Genomic DNA, 24,487 nt, shown 5'->3' on the forward strand with positions numbered 1-24,487 from the left:
GCGATGAAACACCTCGCCAACAAACAGGTTCTGGTGCTGGGGCTGGGTGCCTCTGGCCTGGCACTGGCGCGCTGGTGCATCCGCTCTGGCGCCAGCGTCACCGTGGCTGATACGCGCGAGCACCCGCCACAGCTGGATGCCCTGCGCGCAGCGCTGCCCGGCGTGGCTTTTGTGCATGGCGCGATGGACGCGAGCCTGCTGGCAGGTATAGCTTTCGACATGGTTCTGAAAAGCCCGGGTCTTTCGCCGATGTCGATCGCGGCGGTCACTGCCGAGGCGCAGTCGCGGGCGATCCCCTGTGGCAATGAACTGAGTCTCTTTGCCCAGGCATTGACCGACCTGAAGGAAGACTCCGGCTACGCGCCACAGGTCATCGGCATCACCGGTACCAATGGCAAAACCACGGTGACATCGCTCACCGGTCAGCTGGTGCAGCGTTCTGGCAAGTTGGTAGCCGTGGCTGGCAACATTGGCCCCACCCTGCTCGACACCCTCAGTGAAAAGCTGGATGCCGGCGAACTACCCGAGGTGTGGGTGCTGGAACTGTCGAGCTTTCAGCTGGATGGCATCCGCAACTTCGAGCCGACGGTGGCGACTGTGCTGAACATCACGCAGGATCACCTCGACTGGCATGAAACCCTGCAGAACTATGCAGCGGCCAAGGCGCAGGTCTTTGGTACCACGGGGGTCATGCTGCTGAACCGCGACGACCCGATGGTGATGGCCATGCTGCCACCGGCGACCACGCCCGCCAAGGGCAAACCGGTGGTTCGCAGCCACATCACCTTCGGTGCCGATGAACCGCGCCGGCCTGGCGACTACGGCATCGAAACCGTCAATGGCATGGCTTGGCTGGTTCGCGCGGCCGTGGCTGACGAAACCATCAAACGCCGCAAGGACGAAGAAGAGGCACTGTTCATCCAGCGCCTGATGCCCACACAAGCGCTGCGTATCCGTGGCCGGCACAACGCGACCAACGCACTGGCTGCACTGGCGCTGGCTGTGGAGGCGGGCGGCAATCTGGCGCCCATGCTGCACGGCTTGCGTGAATACCGTGGCGAGCCGCACCGGGTCGAGCCGGTGGCCATCATCAACGAAGTGGAATACTTTGACGACAGCAAAGGCACTAACGTCGGTGCCACAGTAGCTGCTCTTTCAGGCCTAGGCGCTGAGCGCAAGCTGGTGGTGATTCTGGGCGGCGAGGGCAAGGGTCAGGACTTCTCGCCCCTGGCCGAGCCCGTGGCGCGGCACGTTCGTGCCGGGGTGCTGATTGGCCGTGATGCGCCGCTCATCAAAACGGCCCTGCAATCCACCGGTGTACCGCTGCTGGATGCGGCCGACATGGAAGATGCCGTCAAGCTGGCTGCTGCACAGGCGCAGGCGGGCGATGCGGTGCTGATGTCACCGGCCTGTGCCAGCTTTGACATGTTTGACAACTATGAGCACCGGGCGCAGGTGTTCCGTGACGCCGTGCAAACACTGGCGCAAGACCACGGGGTGGTTGCATGAGCGCCACTCATCGTCTGAAGGACTGGTTCTCTGGCGTCGGCCAGGCGGCGTCGGACGCGTTGCCGGTGCGGCTGGGCGGGCAAAGCCTCTCGCGCACGCTGTCCACTCCTGCAGTGCGCATGGCGGGTTTTGATCAGGCGCTGGTGTGGGTCACGGTGGCCCTGCTGCTGTGGGGCCTGGTGATGGTGTATTCAGCCTCGGTGGCCATGCCCGACAACCCGAAGTTTGCCCGCTATGCCCACACGCATTTCCTGATGCGGCATGTGCTCTCGCTGTGCGTCGCGGTGGTGGTGGCGGTGCTGGCGTTCCAGGTGCCTCTGTCCACATGGGAAAAGATGGCACCGTGGCTGTTTGTGTTGTCGCTGCTGCTTCTGATCCTGGTACTGATTCCCTTTATCGGCAAGGGCGTGAACGGAGCACGTCGGTGGATCTCGCTGGGTGTGATGAACTTCCAGCCGTCTGAGCTCGCGAAGTTTGCGGTGCTGCTGTATGCCGCGGATTACATGGTTCGCAAGATGGACGTGAAAGAGCGCTTCTTCCGTGCCGTGATGCCGATGGCGCTGGCGATTGCCATCGTCGGGCTGCTGCTGCTGGCCGAGCCTGACATGGGCGCCTTCATGGTGATCTCGGTGATTGCCATGGGCATTTTGTTTCTCGGCGGCGTCAATGCCCGCATGTTCTTTGTGATTTCGGCGGTGGTGGTGGTCGCCTTTGCGCTGATGGTGATGCTCAGCGACTGGCGGCGCGAGCGGATCTTTGCCTACCTCGATCCGTGGAGCGAGAAGTACTCGATGGGCAAGGGCTACCAGTTGTCGCACTCGCTGATTGCCTTCGGGCGCGGTGAAATTTTCGGCGTCGGCCTGGGCGGTAGCATCGAGAAACTGCATTGGCTGCCAGAGGCCCACACCGACTTTCTGATGGCCGTGATCGGCGAGGAGTTCGGTCTGATCGGCGTGCTGACCGTGATTGGTCTCTTCATGTGGATGACGCGCCGCATCATGCACATTGGTCGCCAGTCCATCGCCCTCGACCGCCTGTTTGCCGGGCTGGTTGCGCAGGGGGTGGGTATCTGGATTGGCTTTCAGACCTTCATCAATATCGGTGTGAACCTGGGCGCACTGCCGACCAAGGGCTTGACCTTGCCACTGATGAGTTATGGAGGCTCTGCCATTCTGATGAATCTGGTGTCGCTGGCTGTTGTGTTGCGTATCGACTACGAGAACCGCCTGTTGATGCGAGGGGGCCGAGCATGAGCACCCAGCGCAGCGCTCTGATCATGGCCGGCGGCACCGGCGGCCATATCTTTCCGGGTCTCGCCGTCGCTGAGGCCCTGCGAGAGCGCGGCTGGCGTGTGCACTGGCTGGGCGGTCGCGGCAGCGCGGACCAGCCCAGCATGGAAAGCCAGCTGGTTCCCCCGCGGGGCTTCGCTTTCGAGAGCATTGACTTTTCGGGTGTGCGCGGCAAGGGCGCAGTCACCCTGTTCTGGCTGCCCATGCGTTTGCTCAAGGCCTTCTGGCAAAGCATTCAGGTGGTTCGTCGCGTCCGCCCTGACGTGGTGGTGGGGCTGGGTGGCTACATCACCTTCCCGGGCGCGATGATGGGCGTGTTGCTGGGCAAACCGCTGGTGCTGCACGAACAGAACTCGGTGGCGGGCATGGTCAACAAGTTGCTGGTGGGCATTGCTGACCGTGTGTTCACCGCCTTCCCCGGTGTGCTGAAGAACGCCCAGTGGGTGGGCAACCCGCTGCGCCCCGCCTTCACGGCCCAGTCAGCGCCTGCAGAGCGTTTTGCAGGGCGCACCGGTCCGCTCAAGCTGCTGGTGGTGGGCGGCAGCCTGGGGGCCAAGGCACTCAATGAGCGGGTGCCCAAGGCCTTGGCCTTGATGCCGCCCGAGGCGCGTCCGCAGGTGCTGCACCAGAGCGGCGCTCGCCAGCTCGATGAACTCCGTGCCAATTACCAGGCGGCAGGGGTAGAGGCTGAGCTCACGCCCTTCATTGACGACACCGCCGGTGCGTTCGCCGAGGCTGACCTGATCATCTGCCGCGCGGGTGCCAGTACCGTGACGGAGATCGCCGCCATTGGCGCCGCCGCGCTGTTTGTCCCGTTCCCTGCTGCAGTGGATGACCACCAGACCAGCAATGCCCGATTCCTGGTGGATCAGGGTGGTGGCTGGTTGATACCCCAAGGTGATCTTTCACCGGAAAAACTTGCCGAAATGCTCCAGACCATTGACCGACCCGCACTCATTCAGCGTGCCCAGCAGGCCAAGACCCTGCAGAAACTGGAGGCCACTGATCGTCTGGTGGCCGCCTGCGAGGAGCTTGTTGCATGAAACACGCTATCAAGAACATCCACTTCATCGGTCTCGGTGGTTCGGGCATGTCCGGCATTGCCGAAGTGCTGCACAACCTGGGCTATGTGGTGTCGGGCTCTGACCTGTCTGACAGCCCGACCTTGCGCCGTCTGGCAGGCCTCGGCATCAAGACCTTTGTCGGTCATCAGGCGGGCAACCTGGAGTCCGTTGATGCGGTGGTCACGTCCACCGCCGTCCAGCAGGACAACCCCGAGGTCGTGGCGGCCCGCGAGAAGCGCATCCCTGTGGTGCCGCGCGCGCTGATGCTCGCAGAGTTGATGCGCCTCAAGCAGGGCATCGCCATTGCGGGCACCCACGGCAAGACCACCACCACCAGCCTGGTGGCCAGCATCCTGGCCGAGGGTGGTCTGGACCCGACCTTTGTGATCGGCGGCCGCCTCAACAGCGCCGGCGCCAACGCCAAGCTGGGTTCGGGCGACTACATCGTGGTGGAGGCTGACGAGTCCGATGCGTCTTTCCTGAATCTGCTGCCAGTGATGGCGGTGGTCACCAATATCGACGCTGATCACATGGAAACCTACGGCCATGACTTCGGCAACCTCAAGAAAGCCTTTGTCGACTTCCTGCACCGCATGCCTTTCTATGGCACGGCCATCCTGTGCACCGACGACGCGGCGGTGCGCGAAATCGTGCCGCAGATGTCCTGCCCCATCACCAGCTATGGCATGAACGAAGACGCTCAGGTGCGCGCTGTCAATGTGCGCGCGGTAGGGGCACAGATGCATTTCACCGCGCAGCGCCGCAACGGTGTGACCCTGCCGGATCTCGATATCGAGCTCAATCTGGCGGGCAAGCACAACGTGCTCAATGCACTGTCAGCGATTGCTGTAGCGGTCGAGCTGAACGTGCCGGATGCGGCTGTGCAGAAGGCGCTTGCCGAGTTCAAGGGGGTCGGCCGGCGCTTCCAGAGTTACGGCGACCTTCGCGCGCGTGATGGCGGTCAGTTCACGGTGATTGAAGACTATGGCCATCATCCTGTCGAGATGGCCGCCACGCTGGCTGCCGCGCGCGGCGCATTCCCGGGGCGTCGGCTGGTGCTGGCTTTCCAGCCGCACCGCTATACCCGCACTCGCGATTGTTTTGAGGACTTTGTCAAAGTCATCGGTGAAGCAGATCTGGTGCTGCTCTCAGAGGTCTATGCCGCTGGCGAGGCGCCCATCGTTGCCGCGGACGGGCGATCCCTGACACGGGCCATCCGTGTCGCTGGACGGGTCGAGCCTGTTTTTATTGACGACATTGATGCCATGCCGCAGGCGATTTATGACAACGCATGCGGCGGCGATGTCGTCATGTGTATGGGTGCGGGCTCCATTGGCGCTGTGCCGGCCAAGGTGGTGGACATCGTCTGGGCAGAGGAGGGCAAGGCATGACCACAAATACATTCGGCAAAGTTGCCGTACTGATGGGTGGTGCTTCAGCCGAGCGCGAGGTCTCACTGATGTCGGGTGGCGGTGTGCTCAAGGCACTACAGTCGCGCGGAGTGGACGCCCATGCCTTTGACCCGGCAGAGCGGGACTTGAGCGAGCTGAAGAAAGAGGACTTTGACCGCTGCTTCATCACCCTGCATGGCCGCTTCGGTGAAGACGGCACGGTACAGGGCGCGCTGGAACTGCTGGGCATTCCCTACACCGGCTCCGGTGTGATGGCTTCGAGCATGGCCATCGACAAGGTCATGACCAAGCGGGTATTGATCTCTGAAAATATTCCGACGCCGCGCTATGCGCTGCTGCGCAAGGGCGCTTACAGCGCGGCCGATGTGCTGGCTGTGCCCGACACCCTGGGCCTGCCGCTGATCGTGAAGCCGGCCCGTGAAGGCTCTTCGATTGGTCTGACCAAGGTGACAGACCGTTCGCAGATGGCTGCTGCCGTGGCGCAAGCCGCCCAGTTGGATGCCGACATCCTGTGCGAGCAGTTCATCAGCGGCGACGAGGTGACCTGCCCGGTGCTGGGGACTGGCGACGGCGCGCGGGCGCTGCCCGTCATCCGCATCGTTGCGCCTGACGGCAACTACGACTACCAGAACAAGTACTTCACCGACACCACGCAGTACCTGGTGCCCTGCGGTCTGCCCGACGGCGAAGAAGCCGTCATCCAGGCCATGGTGCTACAGGCCTTCCGCACGCTCAATTGCCGCGGCTGGGCCCGTGCCGACGTGATGATTGACCGCGCCACGCGCAAGCCCTATATGCTGGAAATCAACACCTCGCCTGGCATGACGGGTCACTCGCTGGTGCCGATGTCAGCACGCGCTTCCGGCATGTCGTATGAGGACCTGTGCCTCGAAGTTCTCAAGACCGCCACGTTGGACCACCCCGCGCCCGGAGGTGCCACACCGTGACGCGCACCATGCCCTTGTCCAAGCCGATGCCTGTGCCGGTGGATATCAAGCTCATGAACACCCTCTCGGGTGCGCTGGGCTTGACGTTTGCCGCCATGCTGCTCGGTCTGGCAGGGTCGTGGCTTATGCGTCAACCGCTGTTCAACCTGACGGCCATCCACGTGATCGGCGACGTCGCGCACAACAACGCCGTCACGCTGCGCGCCAATGTCGCGCCGCGGCTGGCCGGTAACTTTTTCACCGTGGACCTGAGCCGGACGCGGGCCGCCTTCGAGGCGGTGCCCTGGGTGCGCAGCGCCCGCGTGCAGCGTGAGTTTCCCAACCGGCTACGCGTGCAGCTGCAGGAGCATCAGGCGATGGCCTATTGGGGAACTGAGGGCGACGCCCGTCTCGTCAATAGTTTTGGCGAGGTGTTTGAGGCCAACCCGGGCGATGTAGAAGCCGAGTCGCTGCCCCTGCTCAGCGGCCCCGAGGGCCAAGCTGCGCTGGTGTTGCAGCTCCATCAGGTGCTGGCACCGATGTTCGATGAGTTCGACACGGTGCTGGAGCAGCTCCACCTCACCAGTCAGGGCAGCTGGCGGGCCCGTCTGGACAACGGCGCCGTGATCGAAATAGGTCATGGCTCGGTGGCGGAAGTACAGGCGCGCGTGCGCCGTTTCCTCGACACGCTGACCCAGGCGTCGGCCAAGTACGGGCGAGACCTCGAATCGGCAGACCTGCGCTACAGCAACGGATACGCGATCAAGCTCAGAGGGGTGACCACGCTGGTCGCGGGTGAAAAAGAAGACGGACAGAAGAAAAGGTAAACATATGGCCAAAGAATACAAAGACCTCGTGGTCGGACTGGACATCGGCACCAGCAAGGTGATGGCTGTGGTGGCGGAGGTATTGCCCGGTGGCGAACTGAAGCTGGCCGGCTTGGGCATCGCTGCCAGCAATGGACTGAAACGTGGCGTGGTCGTGAACATCGATGCCACTGTGCAGAGCATCCAGCAGGCGCTGAAAGAGGCCGAGCTGATGGCCGACTGCAAGATTGCACGGGTCTACACCGGCATCACCGGCAGCCATATCCGCGGCATCAACTCCAGCGGCATGGTGGCAGTCAAGGACAAGGAAGTCACGCAGGCCGATGTGGCGCGTGTGATTGAAACCGCCAAGGCCATCAACATCTCGACCGACCAGCGTCTGTTGCTGGTGGAGCCACAGGAATTTGTGATCGACGGGCAGGATGTGCGCGAGCCGATTGGCATGAGCGGCATTCGCCTGGAAGCCAAGGTGCACATCGTCACCGGCGCGCAGAGCGCCGCCGAGAACATCATCAAGTGCGTGCGCCGCTGCGGCCTGGAGGTGGACCAGCTGATGCTCAACCCGCTGGCCTCCAGCCTCGCCGTGCTGACGCAGGACGAGCAGGAACTGGGCGTGGCGATGGTGGACATCGGTGCCGGCACCACCGACGTCGCCATCTTCACCGGTGGCGCCATTCGCCACACCGCCGTCATTCCGATTGCCGGTGACCTGATCACCAGCGACATCGCGATGGCGCTGCGTACACCCACCAAGGATGCTGAAGACATCAAGGTCGAAAGCGGCTGTGCCAAGCAGCTGCTGGCCGACCCGGAAACGCAGGTCGAAGTGCCGGGCCTCGGCGACCGCGGCCCGCGCATGCTGAGCCGGCAGGCGCTGGCTGGTGTGATCGAGCCGCGCATCGAAGAAATTTTCTCTCTGGTGCAGCAGGTGATCCGCGAGTCCGGTTACGAAGAGGTGCTGTCATCCGGCATCGTCATCACCGGTGGCAGTGCGGTGATGCCCGGCATGGTCGAGCTGGGCGAAGACATTTTTCTCAAGCCGGTACGGCGCGGCATTCCGCGCTACTCGAGTGCGCTGTCAGACATGGTGGCGCAGGCCCGTGCTGCCACCGTGATGGGTCTGCTGGAAGAGGCTCGCACGGCACGCATGCGCGGCTACAAGGTCGCACAAAAAGCAGGCAGTGTTCACAACGCTTTCGGTCGCGTCAAAGACTGGTTTGTGGGGAATTTCTGATGATCCAATTTTCTGTCTTCATGAGCCGGCACTCGCGTTGTATCCATTCGGGAGGCGCTGATCCCCCTGCGTGAGCGCTGCATCGACAACAAGAACCATCAACAACTTTCTGGCAACTGCAATTCAAGAACTGGAGGCTCCCAATGAGCATCGAAATGATCGAAATCGAAGAATTCAACCAAGGCACACAGATCAAAGTGATCGGCGTGGGCGGCGGCGGCGGCAATGCGGTCGGTCACATGATCGCGTGCGGCGTGCAGGGCGTGGAATTCATCTGCGCCAACACCGACGCACAGGCCCTGAGCCGTGGCAACGCGCACAAGACCATCCAGCTCGGCGGCAGCGGCCTCGGTGCCGGCAGCAAGCCCGACAAGGGCCGCGAAGCTGCGGAACTGGCAGTGGATGACATCCGCACGGCGATTGACGGCGCGCACATGCTGTTCATCACCGCCGGCATGGGGGGCGGCACTGGCACCGGCGCAGCGCCGGTGATTGCCCGCATCGCCAAGGAAATGGGCATCCTCACCGTGGGCGTGGTGACCAAGCCCTTCGAGTTTGAAGGCGGTCGTCGCATGACCAATGCGGATCTCGGGCTGGCAGAGCTCGAAGCCAATGTCGATTCGCTGATCGTGGTGCTCAACGAGAAGCTGCTCGAAGTGCTGGGTGACGACGTCACGCAGGACGAGGCCTTCGCGCACGCCAACGACGTGCTGAAGAACGCCGTGGGCGGCATTGCCGAGATCATCAATGTGCCTGGCCATGTGAACGTCGACTTTGAAGACGTGCGCACCGTGATGGGTGAACCTGGCAAGGCCATGATGGGCACCGCTGTGGCTGCAGGGCCAGACCGTGCCCGCATCGCTGCTGAACAGGCCGTGGCCTGCCCGCTGCTGGAAGGCATTGACCTCTCAGGCGCGAAGGGCGTACTGGTGCTGATCACTGCAGCCAAGGGCTCGCTCAAGCTGAGCGAATCCAAGCTGGCGATGAACACCATCCGCGCTTACGCTTCGCCTGATGCGCATGTCATCTACGGCACCGCCTACGACGACGAACTGGGTGACAACATCCGCGTGACCGTGGTCGCGACTGGCCTGAGCCGCCAGGGCACCCGCCGCCACGCGCCGCCGCTGCAGGTGCTGCGCACCGGTACCGACAACGTGCCTTTCAACGTGCCGACACTCAGCACCACCGCAGGCAATGCTGGGGGTCAGTCGGTCGGCATGGGATCGGCCCAGCCTGACTACGGCAACATGTCCACACCGAGCGTGTGGCGGACCAACCGGACGCAGGCGGCTGCGAAGGTGGATGCGTTGTCTTCGGGGGGCATGGACGATTTCGAGATTCCCGCCTTCCTCCGCAAACAAGCTGATTGATGGGTGTAAAGCTACTGCGCGACCCGATCTTGCGTTTGTGATGCTCGCCGTACCTGTGTACGGCTGCGCTTCTCAACGCAAGCTAGGGCCGCTCGCTACGCTTTCCATCCCATCAATCGCCGGTTTGGTAATCGACGCTCGCTCATACGGGCTGACTATTCGCGCCATTGGTATCCCTGCCTGTGGGAGGGATACCCACCACTTAAAATAGCATCATGCTCGCTCAAAGAACCCTCAAGTCACTGACCAAAGCTGTGGGCGTGGGCCTGCACAGTGGTCAGCGGGTGGAGCTCACCTTGCGGCCGGCGGCGCCTGACACGGGCATTGTGTTCCGGCGGGTGGATCTGCCGCAGCCGGTGGACATTCTGATTTCAGCCCTCTCTGTGACCGATACGCGGCTGGCCTCAACCATTTCCAATGGCGATGCCAAGGTGCACACCGTAGAGCACCTGATGTCGGCCTGTGCCGGTTTGGGCATCGACAACCTGTATGTGGACATCACCGCCGAAGAGGTGCCGATTCTGGATGGCTCTGCGGCTTCGTTCGTGTTCCTGCTGCAGTCGGCAGGCATTGCCTTGCAGGCGGCACCCAAGCGTTTCATTCGGGTCATCAAGCCGGTAGAAGTGCGTGACGGCGAGGGCGCCAACGTGAAGTGGGCGCGCCTGGCGCCCTACGACGGCTACAAGCTCAGCTTCGAGATCGACTTTGACCACCCTGCGGTGGATTCGACCGGCCAGCGTGTGGAGTTCGATATGGGCTCAGGCGCCTACACCCGCGACATCGCACGGGCCCGCACCTTTGGCTTCACCAAGGACGTGGAAATGATGCGCGCCAACGGGCTTGCACTGGGTGGTGGTCTGGACAACGCCATCGTGATGGACGACTACAAGGTACTCAACAGCGAAGGCCTGCGCTACAACGACGAGTTCGTGAAGCACAAGATACTCGACGCCATGGGCGATTTGTATCTGCTGGGCAAGCCGCTGCTGGCCGCCTACAGCGCCTTCCGCTCCGGCCATGCGATGAACAACAAGCTGCTGCGCGAGCTGCTGGCGCATCAGGACGCCTGGGAAGTCGTCACCTTTGAAGACGAGAAGAAGGCCCCGCAGGGCTTTGCCACGCTGGCGCGTGCCTGGTAAGCGGGCGGGCGATCTTCATGCTGCTGTTCCGCTGGCTCATCTTGCTGCTGCTGTTGGCTGCCGTGGTGTCGTTCATGTTCTACGCCGGCACCGGGCAAGCCCGCTTCAAGCGATGGGGGCTGATCATCCTCAAATGGACGCTGATTGCGGCCTTCGGTTTTTTCGGCGTGCTGATTCTCGAGCGCATCGCCTGATTCGAGCCGCGCGCCTAGCGGCTGCGCCCGTCCTTGTAATTCCCGTGCGTCGTGCTGCCCAGGCTTCCGGCCTTGACCAGTCGTGCCGTGGCAGCGCCCACATGCGCATGGGTGATGGCCAGCCCCAGCGCATCGGCGGCGTCCTTGCCGGGCAGTGCGGGTAACTTCAAGAGGCGCATCACCATCTGCTGCACCTCAGGCTTGCCCGCTTTGCCGTAACCTGCCACGGCCTTTTTCATCTGCAGTGCGGAGTATTCCGTCACTGGCAGATCGCACGAGACCAGCGCCGTGATGCAGGCGCCGCGGGCCTGGCCCAGCAGCAGCGTGGCCTGCGGGTTGACGTTGACAAACACGATCTCGATGGAGGTTTGGTCGGGCTGGTAGCGTGCCACCACTTCCCGCACACCGTCGTACAGCACCTTCAGCCGACCTGGCAGGTTGCCGGTTTCGAGATGGCCTGTCTTGATGGTGCCGCTGGCGACGTAGCTGAGCGCGTGGCCATCCACATCGATCACGCCGAAACCGGCGATCTGCAGGCCCGGATCAATGCCAAGAATGCGCATGTTCATCGCCTTGCAACTAGAGGCCGAAGTACCAGCGGACCGAATGGAAGAACACCGGAGCCGCAAAACACAGCGCATCGACCCGGTCGAGCAGGCCACTGGCGCCTGTGACGGATTTTCCTTCACTGCCCCAGTTGGTGATGCCGCGGTCGCGCTTGAGCGCCTTCATCACCAGATGCCCGAGCGAGCCCGCCACACAGGCGATCAGGGCCATGGCCACCGCCTGCGCGGGCTTGAAGGGCGTCAGGCCCGCCATCAATCCACCGAGGAAGCTCGCCGCGATCACGGCGATCAGCCAGCTCGTCCAGTTGAAGCTCTTGCTGACGTTGGGTGCGCGCGGTGGGCGACGCAGGCGCTGGCTCACCAGATGCTGCACGACCATGCAGGTCTGCACCACGAAAACGAGGAAGAACACCAGAAAGGCATTCTTGCCCGCGTAGTTGGGAAACTTCAGCAGCAGCAAGGCGGGCACATGGCTCATGCCGTAAACGCAGACCATGATGCCCCACTGCAGTTTGGCGTTGCGTTCGAGAAAGCGGTGCGGGTCATCGGCCAGCGCGCTCACCACTGGAATCGCCAAAAACACGTAGACCGGGATGAACACGGTCACCAGATCAAAGTGCCGGGTGATCACCAACGCAAACTGCATTGGCAGCACCACGAAGAAAGCCAGTACCAGGCTGCGGTGGTCGCCCTGCCGCGTGGGCGAGAGCGTGATGAATTCGCGCAGCGCTAGAAACGCCACCAGACCAAACAACACGGTGGCCATGGTCTCGCCCAGCGTCCAGCCGATCCAGAACACGGTGGACATCAGCCAGGAGGTGCGGAGCAGGCTGTTGAAGTCCTTGAGCTTCTGGGTGTGCAGGTCGTCTTCGTGGCGGTCTTTCAGCGACAGGATGAAGACCGCCACCGTGACCAGCGTCAGGATGCCGAATAACAGCACGAACAGCAAACCCACCTGATGGCTGGGCGACAGGTTACGCAGAAAGGTGTTCATGAGAAGGTGCTCATGATTCGCGCAAGTCCATCACCGCCTGCCGGGCGCGGGCCAGGAAGGTGCTGCGGTCCTCACCCGCGCCCAGCGCGATCGGCGCGCCGAAGGTCACCGAGCACAGGATGGGCACCGGCACCACTTCGCCCTTGGGCATCACGCGCTGCACGTTGTTGATCCACGCCGGCACCAACACCACCTGCGGAAACTTCTGCGCCAGGTTGTAGAGGCCCGACTTGAAGGCCTGCGGCTCCTCCTGGTTGCCGCGCGTGCCTTCGGGGAACAGGATGATGGAGTCGCCCTGGTTCAGTGCCTCGATGAGGGGCTCCAGCGGGTCCTGATCGGTGGTCTTGGTGCGGTCCACGTAAATGGCGTTGAACACGGCGCGGGTGATCCACTGCTTGAGTGGTGTCTTCGTCCAGTAGTCCTTGGCGGCAATCGGCCGGGTGATGCTGCGCAACTCTTCAGGCAGCGCCGCCCACATCAGCACCAGATCGGCATGGCTCTGGTGGTTGGCAAAGTAGATGCGCTGCTCGGCCTTGGGTGGGCAGCCTTGCCAGCGTGCCTGCGCGCCGGTGAGCAGGCGCACAAAACCCAGCAACAACAGGCCGAAGACGCGGGCCAGAAAGGGGGAGATGTCGCTGCGCATGGAGCCCGTTCGGTGTCTGCTCAGGGCAGCTCAACGCCGCCCATGCGGGCGGTGATGGTGCCGGCACGCGAGGCCAGGTAGCCGGAGCCAGGCCGGGTCTCGAAGTATCTCGGCCGCGGCAGCATCACCGCCAGGCGGGCAGCTTCATAAGGGCTGAGCCGTGCAGCCGGCTTGCGGTAGTAATGCTGAGCCGCAGCTTCAGCCCCGAACACGCCTTCGCCCCACTCCACGCTGTTGAGGTAAATCTCCAGAATCCGCTGTTTGCTGAGCAGGGCCTCCAGCATCAGCGTCAGCACCAGCTCCTGGCCTTTGCGCAGCAGGGTTCGTTCGCCGGAAAGAAACAGGTTTTTGGCCAGCTGCTGCGTGATGGTGGAGCCACCGACGATCTTCGCGGGCTTGGGCGCTGCGGCGGCCGGCTTGTTGGGCGCGAGCTTGCTGGTGGACTGCGCGGCGCGTTTTTCGGCGAGCTGTTCGGCCTTGGCGTTTTTGTCCCACGCTTTTTCCAGGGCCACGATGTCCACGCCGTCGTGCTCGGCAAAGCTGGCGTCTTCGGAGGCGATGACCGCGCGCTTGAGATTGTCCGAAAGAGCATCGTAGGGCACCCATTGCTGACGCCATTTCAGCGTGCCGGTGCTGCTTGCCACCCGGTACACCTCGGAGCGCTGGAAGGCAGTGGATTCAGGCGCCATTACCGCCATCATCGCGATGCGGCCCACAAAATAAAGCTGCAGCGCGAGGCCTGCCAGCACCATCAGCACGATGAGCCTGAGCAGCGCTTTCATTGGACGCCCTTCATCCTGCTAGCCGCATCTCGGCCAGCACCTGAGCAGCAGGGGGCCGGACGTTGCGCCACAGCGCAAAGGCCTCTGCCGCCTGCTCCACCAGCATGCCGAGCCCGTCGCGCGGCGTGGCACTGTGCTCGCGAGCCCAGGTCATGAAGCCGGCCGAAGCGGGGCCGTACATCATGTCGTAGGCGAGCGCGCCAGGCTTGAGCACGCTGGCCGCCACCGGCACATCGCCACCGGCCAGGCTGCTGGCGCTGGCGTTGATGACCACGTCAAATGGGCCGGCGATGTCGGACAGGCTGGAGGCCAGCAACTCGGTCGTCGCCCAAAGGCCCTGCAGCGAGGCGTGATCGCGGTGGCGCTGCACCATGGCCTCGGCCTTGGCGTGCGTGCGGTTGGCCAGCACGAGGCGGCGGGGTGCCGCGTGCAGCAAGGGCGCCAGCACGCCCGCTGCGGCGCCGCCAGCGCCGATCAGCAGCACGTCGCGGCCCTTCAGCGACACGCCCGCGTTCTGCTGGATGTCGTTGACCAGCCCGGCGCCATCGGTGTTGTCGGCGTGAATCGATTGGCCCTGGATCACCAGGGTATTGGCGGCCTCGGCGAGCTGGGCGCGTTCGCTGCGCGAGGTGGCGGCTTCAAAAGCCTCGAACTTGAAGGGCACGGTAACGTTGCAGCCGCGCGTGCCAAGTGCCACCAGCTCTGCCAGCGTGGCAGCAAAAGTGTCGACAGGCACCAGCAGGCGGTCGTAGCGCAGGCTTTGTCCGGTCAGCTCGGCGAAGCGGGCGTGAATCTGTGGCGACTTGCTGTGCGCCACCGGGTTGCCGAGAACGTAGTACTGGTCCATGAAGTGCGAGTGAGGGAGGGCGAAAGAAGGGAACGGTGATGACGACGGGGTGACGATCTCACTGACCGGTGAGCCGGGTCTCCAGCGTGTCGTCCCGGGTGAACTTGAATGTGGAGACCACCACAATCTGGTCGGCCTTGCGCCGCATGGCATCGCTGAACGCGCCAAAGGGGCCGCTGCTGCGCACAATCGTCTGCGCCCGGCGATCCAGCGTGAGGCTGCCAGAGGTCTGCACCACCTCGGTGTCGAGCACCTTGCCGTCGAAATTGACGGTCAGCACCATGGTCAGCTCGCCGTAGAGCTTCTTGCCTGCCTGCTCGGGAAAATTGGTCGTCCCCCGGTCTTCGATCTTGCGGCGCAGCTCGTCGTAATAGATGGCGTAGACCTCCTCGCGTGTTGCGGGGCTGATGTAGCGCTTCTTCGGTCTGGCGTTTTCTTCGTTGATGCGCTTTTCAATCTCGGCGAGGATCTTGACCAGCTGCCTGCGCTTTTCTTCCTGCTCCACCCGCGCCGGGTTGTCAGCGGGCAGCCGCATGTCGGGCGGTGGCATGGTGGCCAAGGCTTTCTTGACCTGCGCCAGCAGCTGCATCTGCTGCTCCTGCAGCGACTCGACCTTGCGCTGGGCGTCTTCATTGGCGTCGCCCAGCGACGTCAGCGCGGACGGTGGCAGGGGTGAGGTGGCGCGGCCTTTTTCTGCGTCGCCGCCACCGGCCAGCGACGCCTGGGCAATTGCCTTGGCGGTATCAGGCCGGGTGTTGGACTTCGCGTTCACCAGAATCACTTCCAGCGGTGTGTCCTGGAAGACCCGGTTGAAGCGCTCCGGGTCGACAAAGCGGACGGTCAACAGCACCGCATGAACCGCGATGGAGACGCCCAGGGCAATGTGCAGGGTGCTGAGTGACTTCACAGACCCGGATTATCGGGCTTTATCGGCCGTGTTCGCCCCGGTTCTTACCCGTGCAGCGGCCACGCCACACCCCACACCACAGGCTCAAGGTGCCGAGGCGGCTGCGGCTGTTTCCGCAGCGGGCTCGTTGACATCCACGGCAATCGAAATCGGGCCGGCGGCCATCTCCGACTCACCGTCTTCCTCGCCGAGCGGGTCGGGCGATTCGTCCAGCGGCGCGTCAAGGCGTTCGATGATGCTGCCCGAGACATCGAGGGTGATTTCATCGATGGCCCCCAGCTTGACGCGCACCCGTGCACCGCGCGGCAGGCCCTGGCCGCCCATCACCGGCAGCACCAGCGGCAGATCGTCGGCGCGCACCAGGTTGTCCTTGAAGGCGGTGGCTGTGATTTCCGAGATGCTGTTTTGCGTCAGGTACTTCAGCGTCCAGTACCGCTCGATGCCAGCCTGGAATCCGTTGTAGGCGCTGTAGGCGGCGTCAAAACCGGAGATGATGGAAAACAGCTCGGCGTCTTTCGGCTTGAAGGGCGCAGCCAGCGCTGCGGTGCGGCCGTGGCGCGTGCAGGCAATGATCTGCCACTGGTTGACCAGATCGGTGTAGCGGCGCAAGGGCGAAGTGGCCCATGAATAGCTTTTCACGCCGATGCCGGCATGCGGAAGCGCCTTGGTGCCCATGCGCACCTTGACGCCGGGCGCCAGACTGGCCTGGCTGCGGTAAATGCCCGGCACGCCGTGTTCGGCCATCCACTGGCCCCAGGTGCTGTTGGCCAGAATCATCGCCTCGGCCACGATCAGATCAAGCGGCGCGCCGCGCTGGCGGGTGCTGATACTGACTTTCTCCTCGCCCTGCGGCTCCACGCCAGCAGGGTTGTCAAGGCGGAAGTTGTAGTCGGGCCTGTTGAAGTTCTCCGGCTTGCCGCGCACCACTTCGCGCTGTGCCTTTAGGTGCTTCGCCAGGCGGTGCAGAAAGCTCAGCTCCGTGCCCCATGCGACGTCGCCTGGCGGATTGTTCTGCGCGGCCTCAAAAAAGGCTTCGGTGAAAGTGCTGTCAAGCACATCGTGGCGCAGGTTGCTGACGATGGGCACCTGCTCCAGCCGGGTTTCGCTGGCGCGGATGTCCAGCGTGGCTTCGTCGAGCATGACGTACAGCGACACGGCCGGGCAGTTGCGGCCTTCCTGGAGCGTGTAGGCCTGCACCACGTCATCGGGCAGCATGGTGAGCTTGTAGCCTGGCATGTACACGGTGGACAGGCGTGCGCGGCCCAGCTGGTCCACCGGGCTGCCCGGCAGCACGGCGAGGCCGGGAGCTGCAATGTGAATGCCCAGCGTGATGGTGCCGCTGCCCAGGCCGGTGACAGACAGCGCGTCGTCGATCTCGGTGGTGGCGGAGTCGTCAATGGAGAAGGCGCGCACCTCGGCCAGCGGCAGTTCGTCCTTGATGGCCGGGGCCTGCACGGCCGGAAACGCGGTGCCCTTCGGGAAATTCTCGAACAGGAAGCGCTTCCAGTGGAACTGGTAGGGCGAGTTGATGGCCCCGGCCTTTTTCAGCAGCTCCAGCGGCGCCATGTGCGTGGCGCGCGAGGCCTCGACCACCGCCTTGTATTCGGCGCTGTTCTTGTCCGGCTTGAACAGGATTTTGTAAAGCTGGTCGCGAATCGGCGTGGGGCATTGCCCGGTACCCAGCTCGTCCGCCCAGGCGGTGATCTGCGCGGCGACAGCCTTTTTCTTTTCAATGGCGGCCAGTGCCTGTTGCAGGATTTCGGCTGGGGCCTTTTTGAAGCGCCCTTTGCCGGCCCGGCGGAAGTAATGCGGCGCGTCATACAGGCGAAAGAGAGCAGCGGCCTGCTGCTGCACGCTGGCCGGCTGGCTGGCATCAGAGCTGAAATAGTCGCGCGCCAGATCGGCAAAACCGAATTCGTCTTCGCTGGCGAATTCCCACGCGAGGTCGAGTTCGATGTCTTCGCTCAGCTTGAGCCCTGCAGCCACCAGTTCGGCGGGGGATGGCTTTTCAAATTTCAGCAGCGCGTTGGCGCCTTTGACCTTGACGCGCTTGCCGGAGTCGAGCTCGACCTGCAGCGACGCGTCGCTCTCGGACAGGATACGGCCGGCCAAAAACTTGCCGGTCTCTTCAAACAATACAAACAAAACGGGATCCCTTGAGGGTCTGTGGTGACTTGAGGCTAGTGTAAACAGCCGGGTGGCGGGGCAACCCGGCCCCGCCCTTCAGTCCAGGCCCAGAAACGCCAGAATCGCCGGTAGGTGGTCGTCAAAGTCGCTCAGGGCGTGGTCGCCACCTTCCAGCAGGCGGAGCTTTGCCCCAGCGTAGCGGGCCGTCATCTCGCGCCAGTCCAGCACCTCGTCGCCCTTGGCGATCACGGCGAGGTAGTTTTGCGGCGCCCTCAGTGGCCCGGCGTGCAGGGCCTTGAGTTCATCGACGTAGCGGGGCTCGAAGAAAAAGCGCTCGCCGGGGTCGTGCCAGCTGGTCTGCTCGCCGATGTAGCGGGCCAGATCGCGTGCCGGTTCGACGGCCGGGTTCAGCAGCACGGCCTTGCAGCCGGTGCGTTCGGCGACTGCGGTGGCGTAAAACCCACCGAGGGAGGAGCCGATCACTGCCAAGCCGTCCGTCAGTGCTCCGCTGGCCTGCCACCCGGCAACGCCGGCCATGATCTGTTGCATGGCCTCGCCGGGGGAGGGCGGCAATTGCGGGCACCACCAGTGCACCGCCGGAAATCGCGTCCGCATCACCTCGGCCATCTTGCGCGCCTTGGCCGACTGGGGCGAGGAGCGAAAGCCGTGCAGGTAAAGCAGGTGGGTGGTGCGCATGCCGCCATGCTAAATGAAGGTGGTTTTCAGGCGGCAAGAGCGCCCCGCTGTCGGATAATCCACCCATGGCCGCCGCTTTTGAAAAACCCTCGCTTTACCAGCGTACCTTGCCGCTGCTGCAGGGCTTTGATGGCCCGCTGGCTTTCGCCGTCTTTTTGCTGGCCTGCGCGGGTCTGCTGATCATGTATTCGTCCGGGTACGACCACGGGACGCGTTTCATGGACCACGGCCGCAACATGCTGATTGCCGGCGCCATCATGTTCGTGGTGGCGCAGGTGCCGCCGCAGCGACTCATGACATTTGCCGTGCCGCTGTACACCATCGGCGTGGCGCTGCTGATTGCCGTGGCCATTTTCGGGCTCACCAAGAAAGGCGCACGCCGCTGGCTGAATGTGGGCGTGGTCATCCAGCCCAGCGAATTGATGAAGATTGCCCTGCCGCTGATGCTGGCCTGGTGGTTCCAGAAGCGCGAGGGCCAGCTGCGCCCCTTCGATTTCGTGGCGGCCGGGTTGTTGCTGGCCATTCCGGTTGGGCTCATCATGAAGCAGCCCGATCTGGGCACCTCGCTGCTGGTGATGGCGGCTGGTCTGGCGGTGATTTTCTTCGCAGGTCTGAGCTGGAAGCTGATCGTGCCACCGGTGCTGATCAGCGTGGTGGGTGCCATTCTTCTGATCTGGAACGAACCGCAGCTGTGTGCCGACGGCGTGCGATGGGCGGTGCTGCATGACTACCAGCAGCAACGCATCTGCACGCTGCTGGATCCCACCCGCGACCCGCTGGGCAAGGGCTTTCACATCATCCAGGGCATGATCGCCATCGGCTCCGGTGGTCTGGTGGGCAAGGGGTTCATGGCCGGCACGCAGACCCATCTGGAATTCATTCCCGAGCGCACCACCGACTTCATTTTTGCCGCCTACTCCGAAGAGTTTGGCCTGATTGGCAACCTGTTGCTGATTGCCGGTTTCATCTTCCTGATCCTGCGCGGACTGGCGATTGCGCTGGAGGCATCCACGCTGTTTGCGCGGCTGCTGGCGGGGGCGTTGACGATGATTTTCTTCACCTATGCCTTTGTGAACATGGGCATGGTCAGCGGCATCCTGCCGGTGGTGGGCGTGCCCTTGCCCTTCATCAGCTACGGCGGCACGGCCATGGTGACGCTTGGCGTGGCCATCGGCATGTTGATGTCTGTTGCCAAGACCAAGCGCCTGGTTCAATCATGAACCGCGTCAGCGTCATCGGCGTGGGCAACATGGGCGGCGGCATGGCCGCCAATCTGCTGGCGCGCGGATGGGCGGTGGATGTCTGCGATATTGATTTCGCCAAGGTTGAAGCGCTGCAGTTGCTCGGCGCAGAAGTCCTCGAATCGCCTGCTCAAGCGGCTGTGAATGCGTCGGTGCACATCGTCTGCGTGGTCGATGCACCGCAGACTGGCGAGGTGCTGTTTGGCCCGCGGGGTCTGGCCCAGCGGCTGCAACCGGGCCACACGGTATTGCTTTGCCCGACCTTGGCGCCCGAAGATGTTGAGGCCTTCGCCGCGCGTCTGGCAGAGCAGGGCGTGCACACGCTCGATGCCCCGATGTCGGGCGGCCCTGCCCGCGCGCGCGACGGCAGCATGAGCCTGATGGTGGCCGGGCCGCAGGCGGTGGTGACGGCGGCGGGCGAGTTGCTCAAGGCGCTGTCCTCCAGGGTATTCCACATCAGCGAAAAGCCGGGCGATGGCGCGCGCACCAAGCTGGTCAACAATCTGCTGGCTGGCATCAATCTGGTCGGTGCGGCCGAGGCCATGGCGCTGGCCCAGCGCATCGGGCTGGATCTGGCCAAAACGCTGGATGTGATCGAGCAGTCCAGCGGGCAGAGCTGGATCGGCATCGACCGCATGCGGCGCGCCTTGGCTGGCGATTACGCCCCCCGCGCCCATGTCACGCTGCTGGAGAAAGACACGCGCCTTGCCATGGAGATGGCGCGTTCAGCCGGTTTTGCCAGTCTGTTGGGTGGCCCGGCCAGTGCGGCCTTTGCTCAGGCGCATGCGGCCGGATGGGCCGAGGAGGACGACGCGGCGCTGTTCAAGCTGCTCGGCGGCCGTTCCTGAGCGCTCGCCGGGGCCGCCGAGCGCCCCGTGTCGCCATTTGTTACGGTTTTTCTGCTGCGCCTCTGGCTGCCAGCGCGTACAAAGGCTGATGTTGGCTGTTTCGCCAACGACCCCAATCGGCAATCACCTCCGAGGAGCATCCATGGCAGGCAAGTTTGAACTCAAGAAGTCCAAGAACGACAAGTACTTTTTCTCGCTGCTGGCCGGCAACGGACAGAAGATTCTGGGCAGCGAGATGTATGAAACCAAGGCCAGCGCGACCAACGGCATCGAGTCGGTGAAGAAAAACGCCGCAGACGACAGCCGCTACGAACGCTTGGTGGGCAAGGATGGCTCGCCCTACTTCACCCTGAAAGCGGCCAACGGTCAGGTGATTGGCATGAGCGAGATGTACTCCAGTACCTCGGCGCGTGACAACGGCATTGAGTCCTGCAAAACCAACGCGCCGGGGGCCTCTACGGTCGAGGCAGGTTGATGGTTGCCTGACAGGCAGGGTCAGTCCCGCGCGGTCTGCGCTCCGGGGGCAGACTGCCTACAATGGCTGGATGACCTCACTTCGTTCCTCCGCGGCCTCTGCCACCAACGCCTCGACGACCTCCTCGACGGTGCGCCCCACGACGCAGTCCACTGCGGGGCGGCTGGAGATCGCGCAGAAACTGCTGCTGGCGCCGTTTGGTCTGACCGAATCGCATCTGCGCCGCGCGTTGGGCGAAATCACGTCCTACGGCGTCGACGACGCCGACCTCTACTTCCAGTACACCCGCAGCGAAGGCTGGAGTCTGGAAGAGGGCATCGTGAAAACGGGCTCTTTCAGCATCGACCAAGGCGTGGGTGTGCGTGCCGTCAGCGGCGAGAAAACCGCGTTCGCCTATTCCGACGATATTTCTGAAGCCTCACTGCTCGACGCAGCCCGCACGGTGCGCAGCATCTCGGCAGTGGGTCGGGCTGGTCGCGTCAAGACGCCAGCGCAGAAAATCGCCAGCAGCCGCTCGCTCTACCAGGACCTGGACCCGATTGCCACGCTGGACAGCACCGCCAAGGTCAAGTTGCTGGAGAAAGTGGAAAAGTTTGCCAAGGCCAAAGACCCGCGCATCGTGCAGGTGATGGCGGGCCTGGCCAGTGAATACGACGTGGTGATGGTGGCGCGCGCCGACGGTACGCTGGCGGCCGATGTGCGCCCGCTGGTGCGCCTGAGCGTCACGGTGATTGCCGAGCAGAAGGGCCGGCGCGAAGTCGGCTCCGGCGGCGGCGGTGGTCGTTTCGGCCTAGCTTATTTCGATGATGCGCAGATCGCCGAATACGTCAACGACGCGGTGAAGGCCGCGCTGACCAACCTCGAAGCGCGCCCGGCGCCCGCCGGCGAAATGACGGTGGTGCTCGGCTCCGGCTGGCCCGGCATCTTGTTGCATGAGGCCATTGGTCACGGGCTGGAAGGCGACTTCAACCGCAAGGGCTCGAGCGCCTTCTCCGGAAAAATCGGCCAGCGTGTGGCAGCGAAGGGCGTCACGGTTCTGGATGACGGCACCATCGCCGACCGCCGTGGCTCGCTCAATGTCGACGACGAGGGCCATGCCAGCCAGCGCAATGTGCTGATCGAGGACGGCATCCTGAAGGGTTATATCCAGGATTCGCTGAATGCCCGACTGATGAAGGTCAAGCCCACCGGCAATGGTCGCCGCGAGAGCTACGCCCATGTGCCGATGCCGCGCATGACCAACACCTACATGCTGGATGGCGACAAGCAGCCCGAGGAAATCGTCGCCAGCATCAAGAAGGGCCTGTACGCCACCAACTTTGGCGGCGGGCAGGTTGACATCACCTCCGGAAAGTTCGTGTTTTCGGCCAGTGAGGCCTTCTGGGTCGAGAACGGCAAGATTCTTTACCCCGTGAAAGGCGCCACCATCGTGGGTAACGGCCCCGACGCGCTGACGCGGGTCACGATGATGGGCAACGACATGCAGCTCGACAGCGGTGTGGGCACCTGCGGCAAGGAAGGCCAGAGCGTGCCGGTGGGCGTCGGTCAGCCGACCCTGCGCATTGATGGTCTCACGGTCGGCGGAACCGCCTGACCGTCCTCTTGACGGCTCTGTCAAAGACCTGTGCTACATTTCGAACCATGACAGCTGCGAAGTTTTATTTTGGTTACTTTTGGTTCTCAAGCGCCACCGGCGGTAGAGAGATCTTTGCGTAACCCTGAAGTCACGCAGCAAATCTCCAGAAACCGCCGGGCTCCGGCGGTTTTTTTTTTGCCCCTGCCGATTTCTCCATTTGCGAATTCTCCGAACCCAACGACATCACTGAACACAACAAACGCCAGAAAAGGAAGCCTGCGATGAATGCCAAAGCCACCTCCCCCAGCGACAGCTGGTATGCGAACGTCGAGAAGACCAGCCAGACCGACGACGAACGCATCAAGGACATCACCGTGCTTCCCCCTCCCGAACACCTCATCCGCTTCTTCCCGATCCGGGGCACCGCCATCGAATCGCTGATCAGCAAGACGCGCAAGGCCATCCACCAGATCATTGCCGGCAAGGACGACCGCCTGCTGGTGGTGATTGGCCCGTGCTCCATTCATGACCCGAATGCGGCGCTGGAATACGCCCGCAAACTGCTGGAGCAGCGCAAGAAGTACGAAGGCACGCTGGAAATCGTCATGCGGGTGTACTTCGAAAAGCCGCGCACCACTGTCGGCTGGAAGGGCCTCATCAACGACCCCTACCTCGATGAAACCTACCGCATCGACGAAGGCCTGCGCATTGCGCGCCAGTTGCTGATCGACATCAATCGCATGGGTCTGCCCGCCGGCAGCGAGTTTCTCGATGTGATTTCGCCGCAGTACATCGGTGACCTGATCTCCTGGGGTGCGATTGGCGCGCGCACCACCGAAAGCCAGGTGCATCGTGAGCTGGCTTCGGGCCTGTCGGCACCGATCGGCTTCAAGAACGGCACCGACGGCAACATCCGCATTGCCACCGACGCGATTCAGGCGGCCGCGCGCGGCCACCACTTCCTGTCGGTGCACAAGAACGGCCAGGTCGCCATCGTGCAGACCAACGGCAACAAGGACTGCCATGTCATCCTGCGCGGCGGCAAGACGCCGAACTACGACGCTGCCAGTGTGACTGCGGCTTGCAAGGAGCTTGAAGCGTCGAAACTGCCGGCCACGCTGATGGTGGACTGCAGCCACGCCAACAGCTCCAAGCAGCACGAGAAACAGCTCGACGTGGCGCGCGATATCGCTGGTCAGGTGGCGGGTGGTTCGAAGCAGGTGTTCGGCCTGATGGTGGAAAGCCACCTCAACGCGGGGGCACAAAAGTTCACCCCCGGCAAAGACGACGCGAGCGCCTTGGAATACGGCAAGAGCATCACCGATGCCTGCCTGGGCTGGGAGCCGTCGCTGGATGTGCTGGAAGCGCTGTCACAGGCGGTGCTGGCCCGGCGCGCGAAGAAGTAATCTGGAGCGCCGGCCGGGCGGAGCAGGTTTGCGGGTTTCCGCGAATTGCTGCTCCTTACCCCTCGGCTCACCATGGGGCTCATGAACTCAGGAGCCCGCCATGCGCAGTGAAGTCAGTGTGACCTTCAAGGGCAGCCCTCCGGTGCGGCTCGACCTCAACGAAGTGCAGCCCATGCCGCACGACGTGGCACGCTGGTGGCTGGACGACCAGTTCACCCAGATGGGATGCGAGCCGCTGCGCCCCACCGGCAAGCTGTTGACGGCCGACAAGGTCGTGGTGGTGGCTCAGGCTGGAGGCCTGGACCGATTTTCCGACCCGAAATGGGCGATGGAGTTTGCCCGCGCGGCCAGTGCCGCCTTGGGCAAGCCGGTGGTGCATGTGGATGTGCCGGGCTTGAGCATCAGCTACTGA

The 24,487-nt window shown here is 63.3% G+C and carries 24 protein-coding genes; 16 read left to right on the forward strand and 8 right to left on the reverse strand.

The features are described 5' to 3' along the window. Positions 1–3: 3 nt before the first annotated feature. The 10 genes from murD (at position 4) to AAG793_RS11250 (ending at position 10,967) form a co-directional block, all read left to right on the forward strand. Entirely contained in the window at positions 4–1,509 is a 1,506-nt protein-coding gene (gene murD / locus AAG793_RS11205) for a UDP-N-acetylmuramoyl-L-alanine--D-glutamate ligase (protein ID WP_341908229.1), read from the forward strand. Further along, the gene (ftsW, locus tag AAG793_RS11210; protein ID WP_341908232.1) at positions 1,506–2,762 is read left to right on the forward strand and encodes a putative lipid II flippase FtsW; all 1,257 of its coding nucleotides are present in this window, start codon (positions 1,506–1,508) and stop codon (positions 2,760–2,762) included. Before murD ends, ftsW begins: the two co-directional genes overlap by 4 nt. Continuing rightward, positions 2,759–3,841, forward strand: a complete 1,083-nt coding sequence (gene murG / locus AAG793_RS11215; protein ID WP_341908234.1) for an undecaprenyldiphospho-muramoylpentapeptide beta-N-acetylglucosaminyltransferase — start codon at positions 2,759–2,761, stop codon at positions 3,839–3,841. The genes ftsW and murG overlap by 4 nt, the downstream gene beginning before the upstream one ends. Next, entirely contained in the window at positions 3,838–5,253 is a 1,416-nt protein-coding gene (gene murC / locus AAG793_RS11220) for a UDP-N-acetylmuramate--L-alanine ligase (protein ID WP_341908236.1), read from the forward strand. The genes murG and murC overlap by 4 nt, the downstream gene beginning before the upstream one ends. After that, complete coding sequence (locus AAG793_RS11225) at positions 5,250–6,221, forward strand: D-alanine--D-alanine ligase (RefSeq protein WP_341908238.1); 972 nt, start codon at positions 5,250–5,252, stop codon at positions 6,219–6,221. The genes murC and AAG793_RS11225 overlap by 4 nt, the downstream gene beginning before the upstream one ends. Positions 6,222–6,229: 8 nt before the next feature. Further along, positions 6,230–7,027: a cell division protein FtsQ/DivIB gene (locus tag AAG793_RS11230; RefSeq protein ID WP_341908424.1), complete on the forward strand. Its 798-nt coding sequence runs from the start codon at positions 6,230–6,232 to the stop codon at positions 7,025–7,027. Positions 7,028–7,031: 4 nt separating this feature from the next. Further along, complete coding sequence (gene ftsA / locus AAG793_RS11235; protein ID WP_341908239.1) at positions 7,032–8,261, forward strand: cell division protein FtsA; 1,230 nt, start codon at positions 7,032–7,034, stop codon at positions 8,259–8,261. Between the two features lie 143 nt (positions 8,262–8,404). Beyond that, a complete protein-coding gene (ftsZ, locus tag AAG793_RS11240) occupies positions 8,405–9,634 on the forward strand; it encodes a cell division protein FtsZ (protein WP_341908241.1) in 1,230 nt (409 codons plus the stop codon). Positions 9,635–9,849: 215 nt separating this feature from the next. After that, positions 9,850–10,773: a UDP-3-O-acyl-N-acetylglucosamine deacetylase gene (gene lpxC, locus AAG793_RS11245; protein ID WP_341908243.1), complete on the forward strand. Its 924-nt coding sequence runs from the start codon at positions 9,850–9,852 to the stop codon at positions 10,771–10,773. Between the two features lie 17 nt (positions 10,774–10,790). Further along, positions 10,791–10,967 carry a hypothetical protein gene (locus tag AAG793_RS11250; protein ID WP_341908245.1) on the forward strand — a complete coding sequence of 59 codons (177 nt, stop codon included), beginning with the start codon at positions 10,791–10,793 and terminating at the stop codon, positions 10,965–10,967. Between the two features lie 14 nt (positions 10,968–10,981). On the opposite strand, the gene ruvC is transcribed toward AAG793_RS11250, so the two are convergent. The 8 genes from ruvC to AAG793_RS11290 form a co-directional block, all read right to left on the reverse strand. Beyond that, positions 10,982–11,530 (reverse strand): crossover junction endodeoxyribonuclease RuvC, encoded by a 549-nt coding sequence (gene ruvC, locus AAG793_RS11255; RefSeq protein ID WP_341908247.1) that lies wholly within the window; start codon positions 11,528–11,530, stop codon positions 10,982–10,984. Positions 11,531–11,546: 16 nt separating this feature from the next. Beyond that, entirely contained in the window at positions 11,547–12,527 is a 981-nt protein-coding gene (locus AAG793_RS11260) for a phosphatidate cytidylyltransferase (protein ID WP_341908248.1), read from the reverse strand. Positions 12,528–12,537: 10 nt separating this feature from the next. Next, positions 12,538–13,170, reverse strand: coding sequence for a lysophospholipid acyltransferase family protein (locus AAG793_RS11265; RefSeq protein WP_341908250.1), 633 nt, complete (start codon positions 13,168–13,170; stop codon positions 12,538–12,540). Positions 13,171–13,190: 20 nt separating this feature from the next. Next, complete coding sequence (locus AAG793_RS11270) at positions 13,191–13,952, reverse strand: transglycosylase domain-containing protein (RefSeq protein WP_341908253.1); 762 nt, start codon at positions 13,950–13,952, stop codon at positions 13,191–13,193. A 10-nt stretch (positions 13,953–13,962) separates the two neighbouring features. Further along, positions 13,963–14,799 carry a shikimate dehydrogenase gene (aroE, locus tag AAG793_RS11275; RefSeq protein WP_341908255.1) on the reverse strand — a complete coding sequence of 279 codons (837 nt, stop codon included), beginning with the start codon at positions 14,797–14,799 and terminating at the stop codon, positions 13,963–13,965. A gap of 58 nt (positions 14,800–14,857) precedes the next feature. Next, a complete protein-coding gene (locus tag AAG793_RS11280) occupies positions 14,858–15,706 on the reverse strand; it encodes a TonB C-terminal domain-containing protein (RefSeq protein WP_341908256.1) in 849 nt (282 codons plus the stop codon). A gap of 84 nt (positions 15,707–15,790) precedes the next feature. Next, positions 15,791–17,851 carry an RNB domain-containing ribonuclease gene (locus AAG793_RS11285; protein ID WP_341908258.1) on the reverse strand — a complete coding sequence of 687 codons (2,061 nt, stop codon included), beginning with the start codon at positions 17,849–17,851 and terminating at the stop codon, positions 15,791–15,793. 78 nt (positions 17,852–17,929) lie between these two features. Beyond that, the gene (locus AAG793_RS11290) at positions 17,930–18,529 is read right to left on the reverse strand and encodes a YqiA/YcfP family alpha/beta fold hydrolase (protein ID WP_341908260.1); all 600 of its coding nucleotides are present in this window, start codon (positions 18,527–18,529) and stop codon (positions 17,930–17,932) included. A 65-nt stretch (positions 18,530–18,594) separates the two neighbouring features. Here AAG793_RS11290 and rodA point away from each other — a divergent pair, with 65 nt between their 5' ends. The 6 genes from rodA (at position 18,595) to AAG793_RS11320 (ending at position 24,487) form a co-directional block, all read left to right on the forward strand. Continuing rightward, entirely contained in the window at positions 18,595–19,749 is a 1,155-nt protein-coding gene (gene rodA, locus AAG793_RS11295; protein ID WP_341908263.1) for a rod shape-determining protein RodA, read from the forward strand. Continuing rightward, positions 19,746–20,618, forward strand: coding sequence for an NAD(P)-dependent oxidoreductase (locus tag AAG793_RS11300; RefSeq protein ID WP_341908265.1), 873 nt, complete (start codon positions 19,746–19,748; stop codon positions 20,616–20,618). The genes rodA and AAG793_RS11300 overlap by 4 nt, the downstream gene beginning before the upstream one ends. 142 nt (positions 20,619–20,760) lie before the next feature. Then, positions 20,761–21,093: a YegP family protein gene (locus AAG793_RS11305; protein WP_341908266.1), complete on the forward strand. Its 333-nt coding sequence runs from the start codon at positions 20,761–20,763 to the stop codon at positions 21,091–21,093. Between the two features lie 70 nt (positions 21,094–21,163). Next, the gene (tldD, locus tag AAG793_RS11310; RefSeq protein ID WP_341908268.1) at positions 21,164–22,687 is read left to right on the forward strand and encodes a metalloprotease TldD; all 1,524 of its coding nucleotides are present in this window, start codon (positions 21,164–21,166) and stop codon (positions 22,685–22,687) included. A 263-nt stretch (positions 22,688–22,950) separates the two neighbouring features. Continuing rightward, positions 22,951–24,075: a 3-deoxy-7-phosphoheptulonate synthase gene (locus AAG793_RS11315; RefSeq protein ID WP_341908270.1), complete on the forward strand. Its 1,125-nt coding sequence runs from the start codon at positions 22,951–22,953 to the stop codon at positions 24,073–24,075. A gap of 100 nt (positions 24,076–24,175) precedes the next feature. Next, positions 24,176–24,487, forward strand: a complete 312-nt coding sequence (locus AAG793_RS11320; protein ID WP_341908272.1) for a hypothetical protein — start codon at positions 24,176–24,178, stop codon at positions 24,485–24,487.

The sequence above is a fragment of the Polaromonas sp. YR568 genome, from assembly GCF_943372955.1.
Taxonomy (GTDB): domain Bacteria; phylum Pseudomonadota; class Gammaproteobacteria; order Burkholderiales; family Burkholderiaceae_C; genus Polaromonas.

Bases quoted from the DNA above. Each gene is read 5' to 3' on its own strand.
- AAG793_RS11305 (WP_341908266.1), top strand. From the start codon at position 20,761: ATGGCAGGCAAGTTTGAACTCAAGAAGTCCAAGAACGACAAGTACTTT.
- ftsZ (WP_341908241.1), top strand. From the start codon at position 8,405: ATGAGCATCGAAATGATCGAAATCGAAGAATTCAACCAAGGCACACAG.
- murG (WP_341908234.1), top strand. From the start codon at position 2,759: ATGAGCACCCAGCGCAGCGCTCTGATCATGGCCGGCGGCACCGGCGGC.
- tldD (WP_341908268.1), top strand. From the start codon at position 21,164: ATGACCTCACTTCGTTCCTCCGCGGCCTCTGCCACCAACGCCTCGACG.
- AAG793_RS11270 (WP_341908253.1), bottom strand. From the start codon at position 13,952: ATGAAAGCGCTGCTCAGGCTCATCGTGCTGATGGTGCTGGCAGGCCTC.
- aroE (WP_341908255.1), bottom strand. From the start codon at position 14,799: ATGGACCAGTACTACGTTCTCGGCAACCCGGTGGCGCACAGCAAGTCG.
- AAG793_RS11260 (WP_341908248.1), bottom strand. From the start codon at position 12,527: ATGAACACCTTTCTGCGTAACCTGTCGCCCAGCCATCAGGTGGGTTTG.
- AAG793_RS11290 (WP_341908260.1), bottom strand. From the start codon at position 18,529: ATGCGCACCACCCACCTGCTTTACCTGCACGGCTTTCGCTCCTCGCCC.
- AAG793_RS11315 (WP_341908270.1), top strand. From the start codon at position 22,951: ATGAATGCCAAAGCCACCTCCCCCAGCGACAGCTGGTATGCGAACGTC.
- ftsW (WP_341908232.1), top strand. From the start codon at position 1,506: ATGAGCGCCACTCATCGTCTGAAGGACTGGTTCTCTGGCGTCGGCCAG.
- AAG793_RS11225 (WP_341908238.1), top strand. From the start codon at position 5,250: ATGACCACAAATACATTCGGCAAAGTTGCCGTACTGATGGGTGGTGCT.
- murC (WP_341908236.1), top strand. From the start codon at position 3,838: ATGAAACACGCTATCAAGAACATCCACTTCATCGGTCTCGGTGGTTCG.
- AAG793_RS11250 (WP_341908245.1), top strand. From the start codon at position 10,791: ATGCTGCTGTTCCGCTGGCTCATCTTGCTGCTGCTGTTGGCTGCCGTG.
- rodA (WP_341908263.1), top strand. From the start codon at position 18,595: ATGGCCGCCGCTTTTGAAAAACCCTCGCTTTACCAGCGTACCTTGCCG.
- ftsA (WP_341908239.1), top strand. From the start codon at position 7,032: ATGGCCAAAGAATACAAAGACCTCGTGGTCGGACTGGACATCGGCACC.
- ruvC (WP_341908247.1), bottom strand. From the start codon at position 11,530: ATGCGCATTCTTGGCATTGATCCGGGCCTGCAGATCGCCGGTTTCGGC.
- AAG793_RS11320 (WP_341908272.1), top strand. From the start codon at position 24,176: ATGCGCAGTGAAGTCAGTGTGACCTTCAAGGGCAGCCCTCCGGTGCGG.
- AAG793_RS11265 (WP_341908250.1), bottom strand. From the start codon at position 13,170: ATGCGCAGCGACATCTCCCCCTTTCTGGCCCGCGTCTTCGGCCTGTTG.
- AAG793_RS11230 (WP_341908424.1), top strand. From the start codon at position 6,230: ATGCCCTTGTCCAAGCCGATGCCTGTGCCGGTGGATATCAAGCTCATG.
- AAG793_RS11300 (WP_341908265.1), top strand. From the start codon at position 19,746: ATGAACCGCGTCAGCGTCATCGGCGTGGGCAACATGGGCGGCGGCATG.
- murD (WP_341908229.1), top strand. From the start codon at position 4: ATGAAACACCTCGCCAACAAACAGGTTCTGGTGCTGGGGCTGGGTGCC.
- lpxC (WP_341908243.1), top strand. From the start codon at position 9,850: ATGCTCGCTCAAAGAACCCTCAAGTCACTGACCAAAGCTGTGGGCGTG.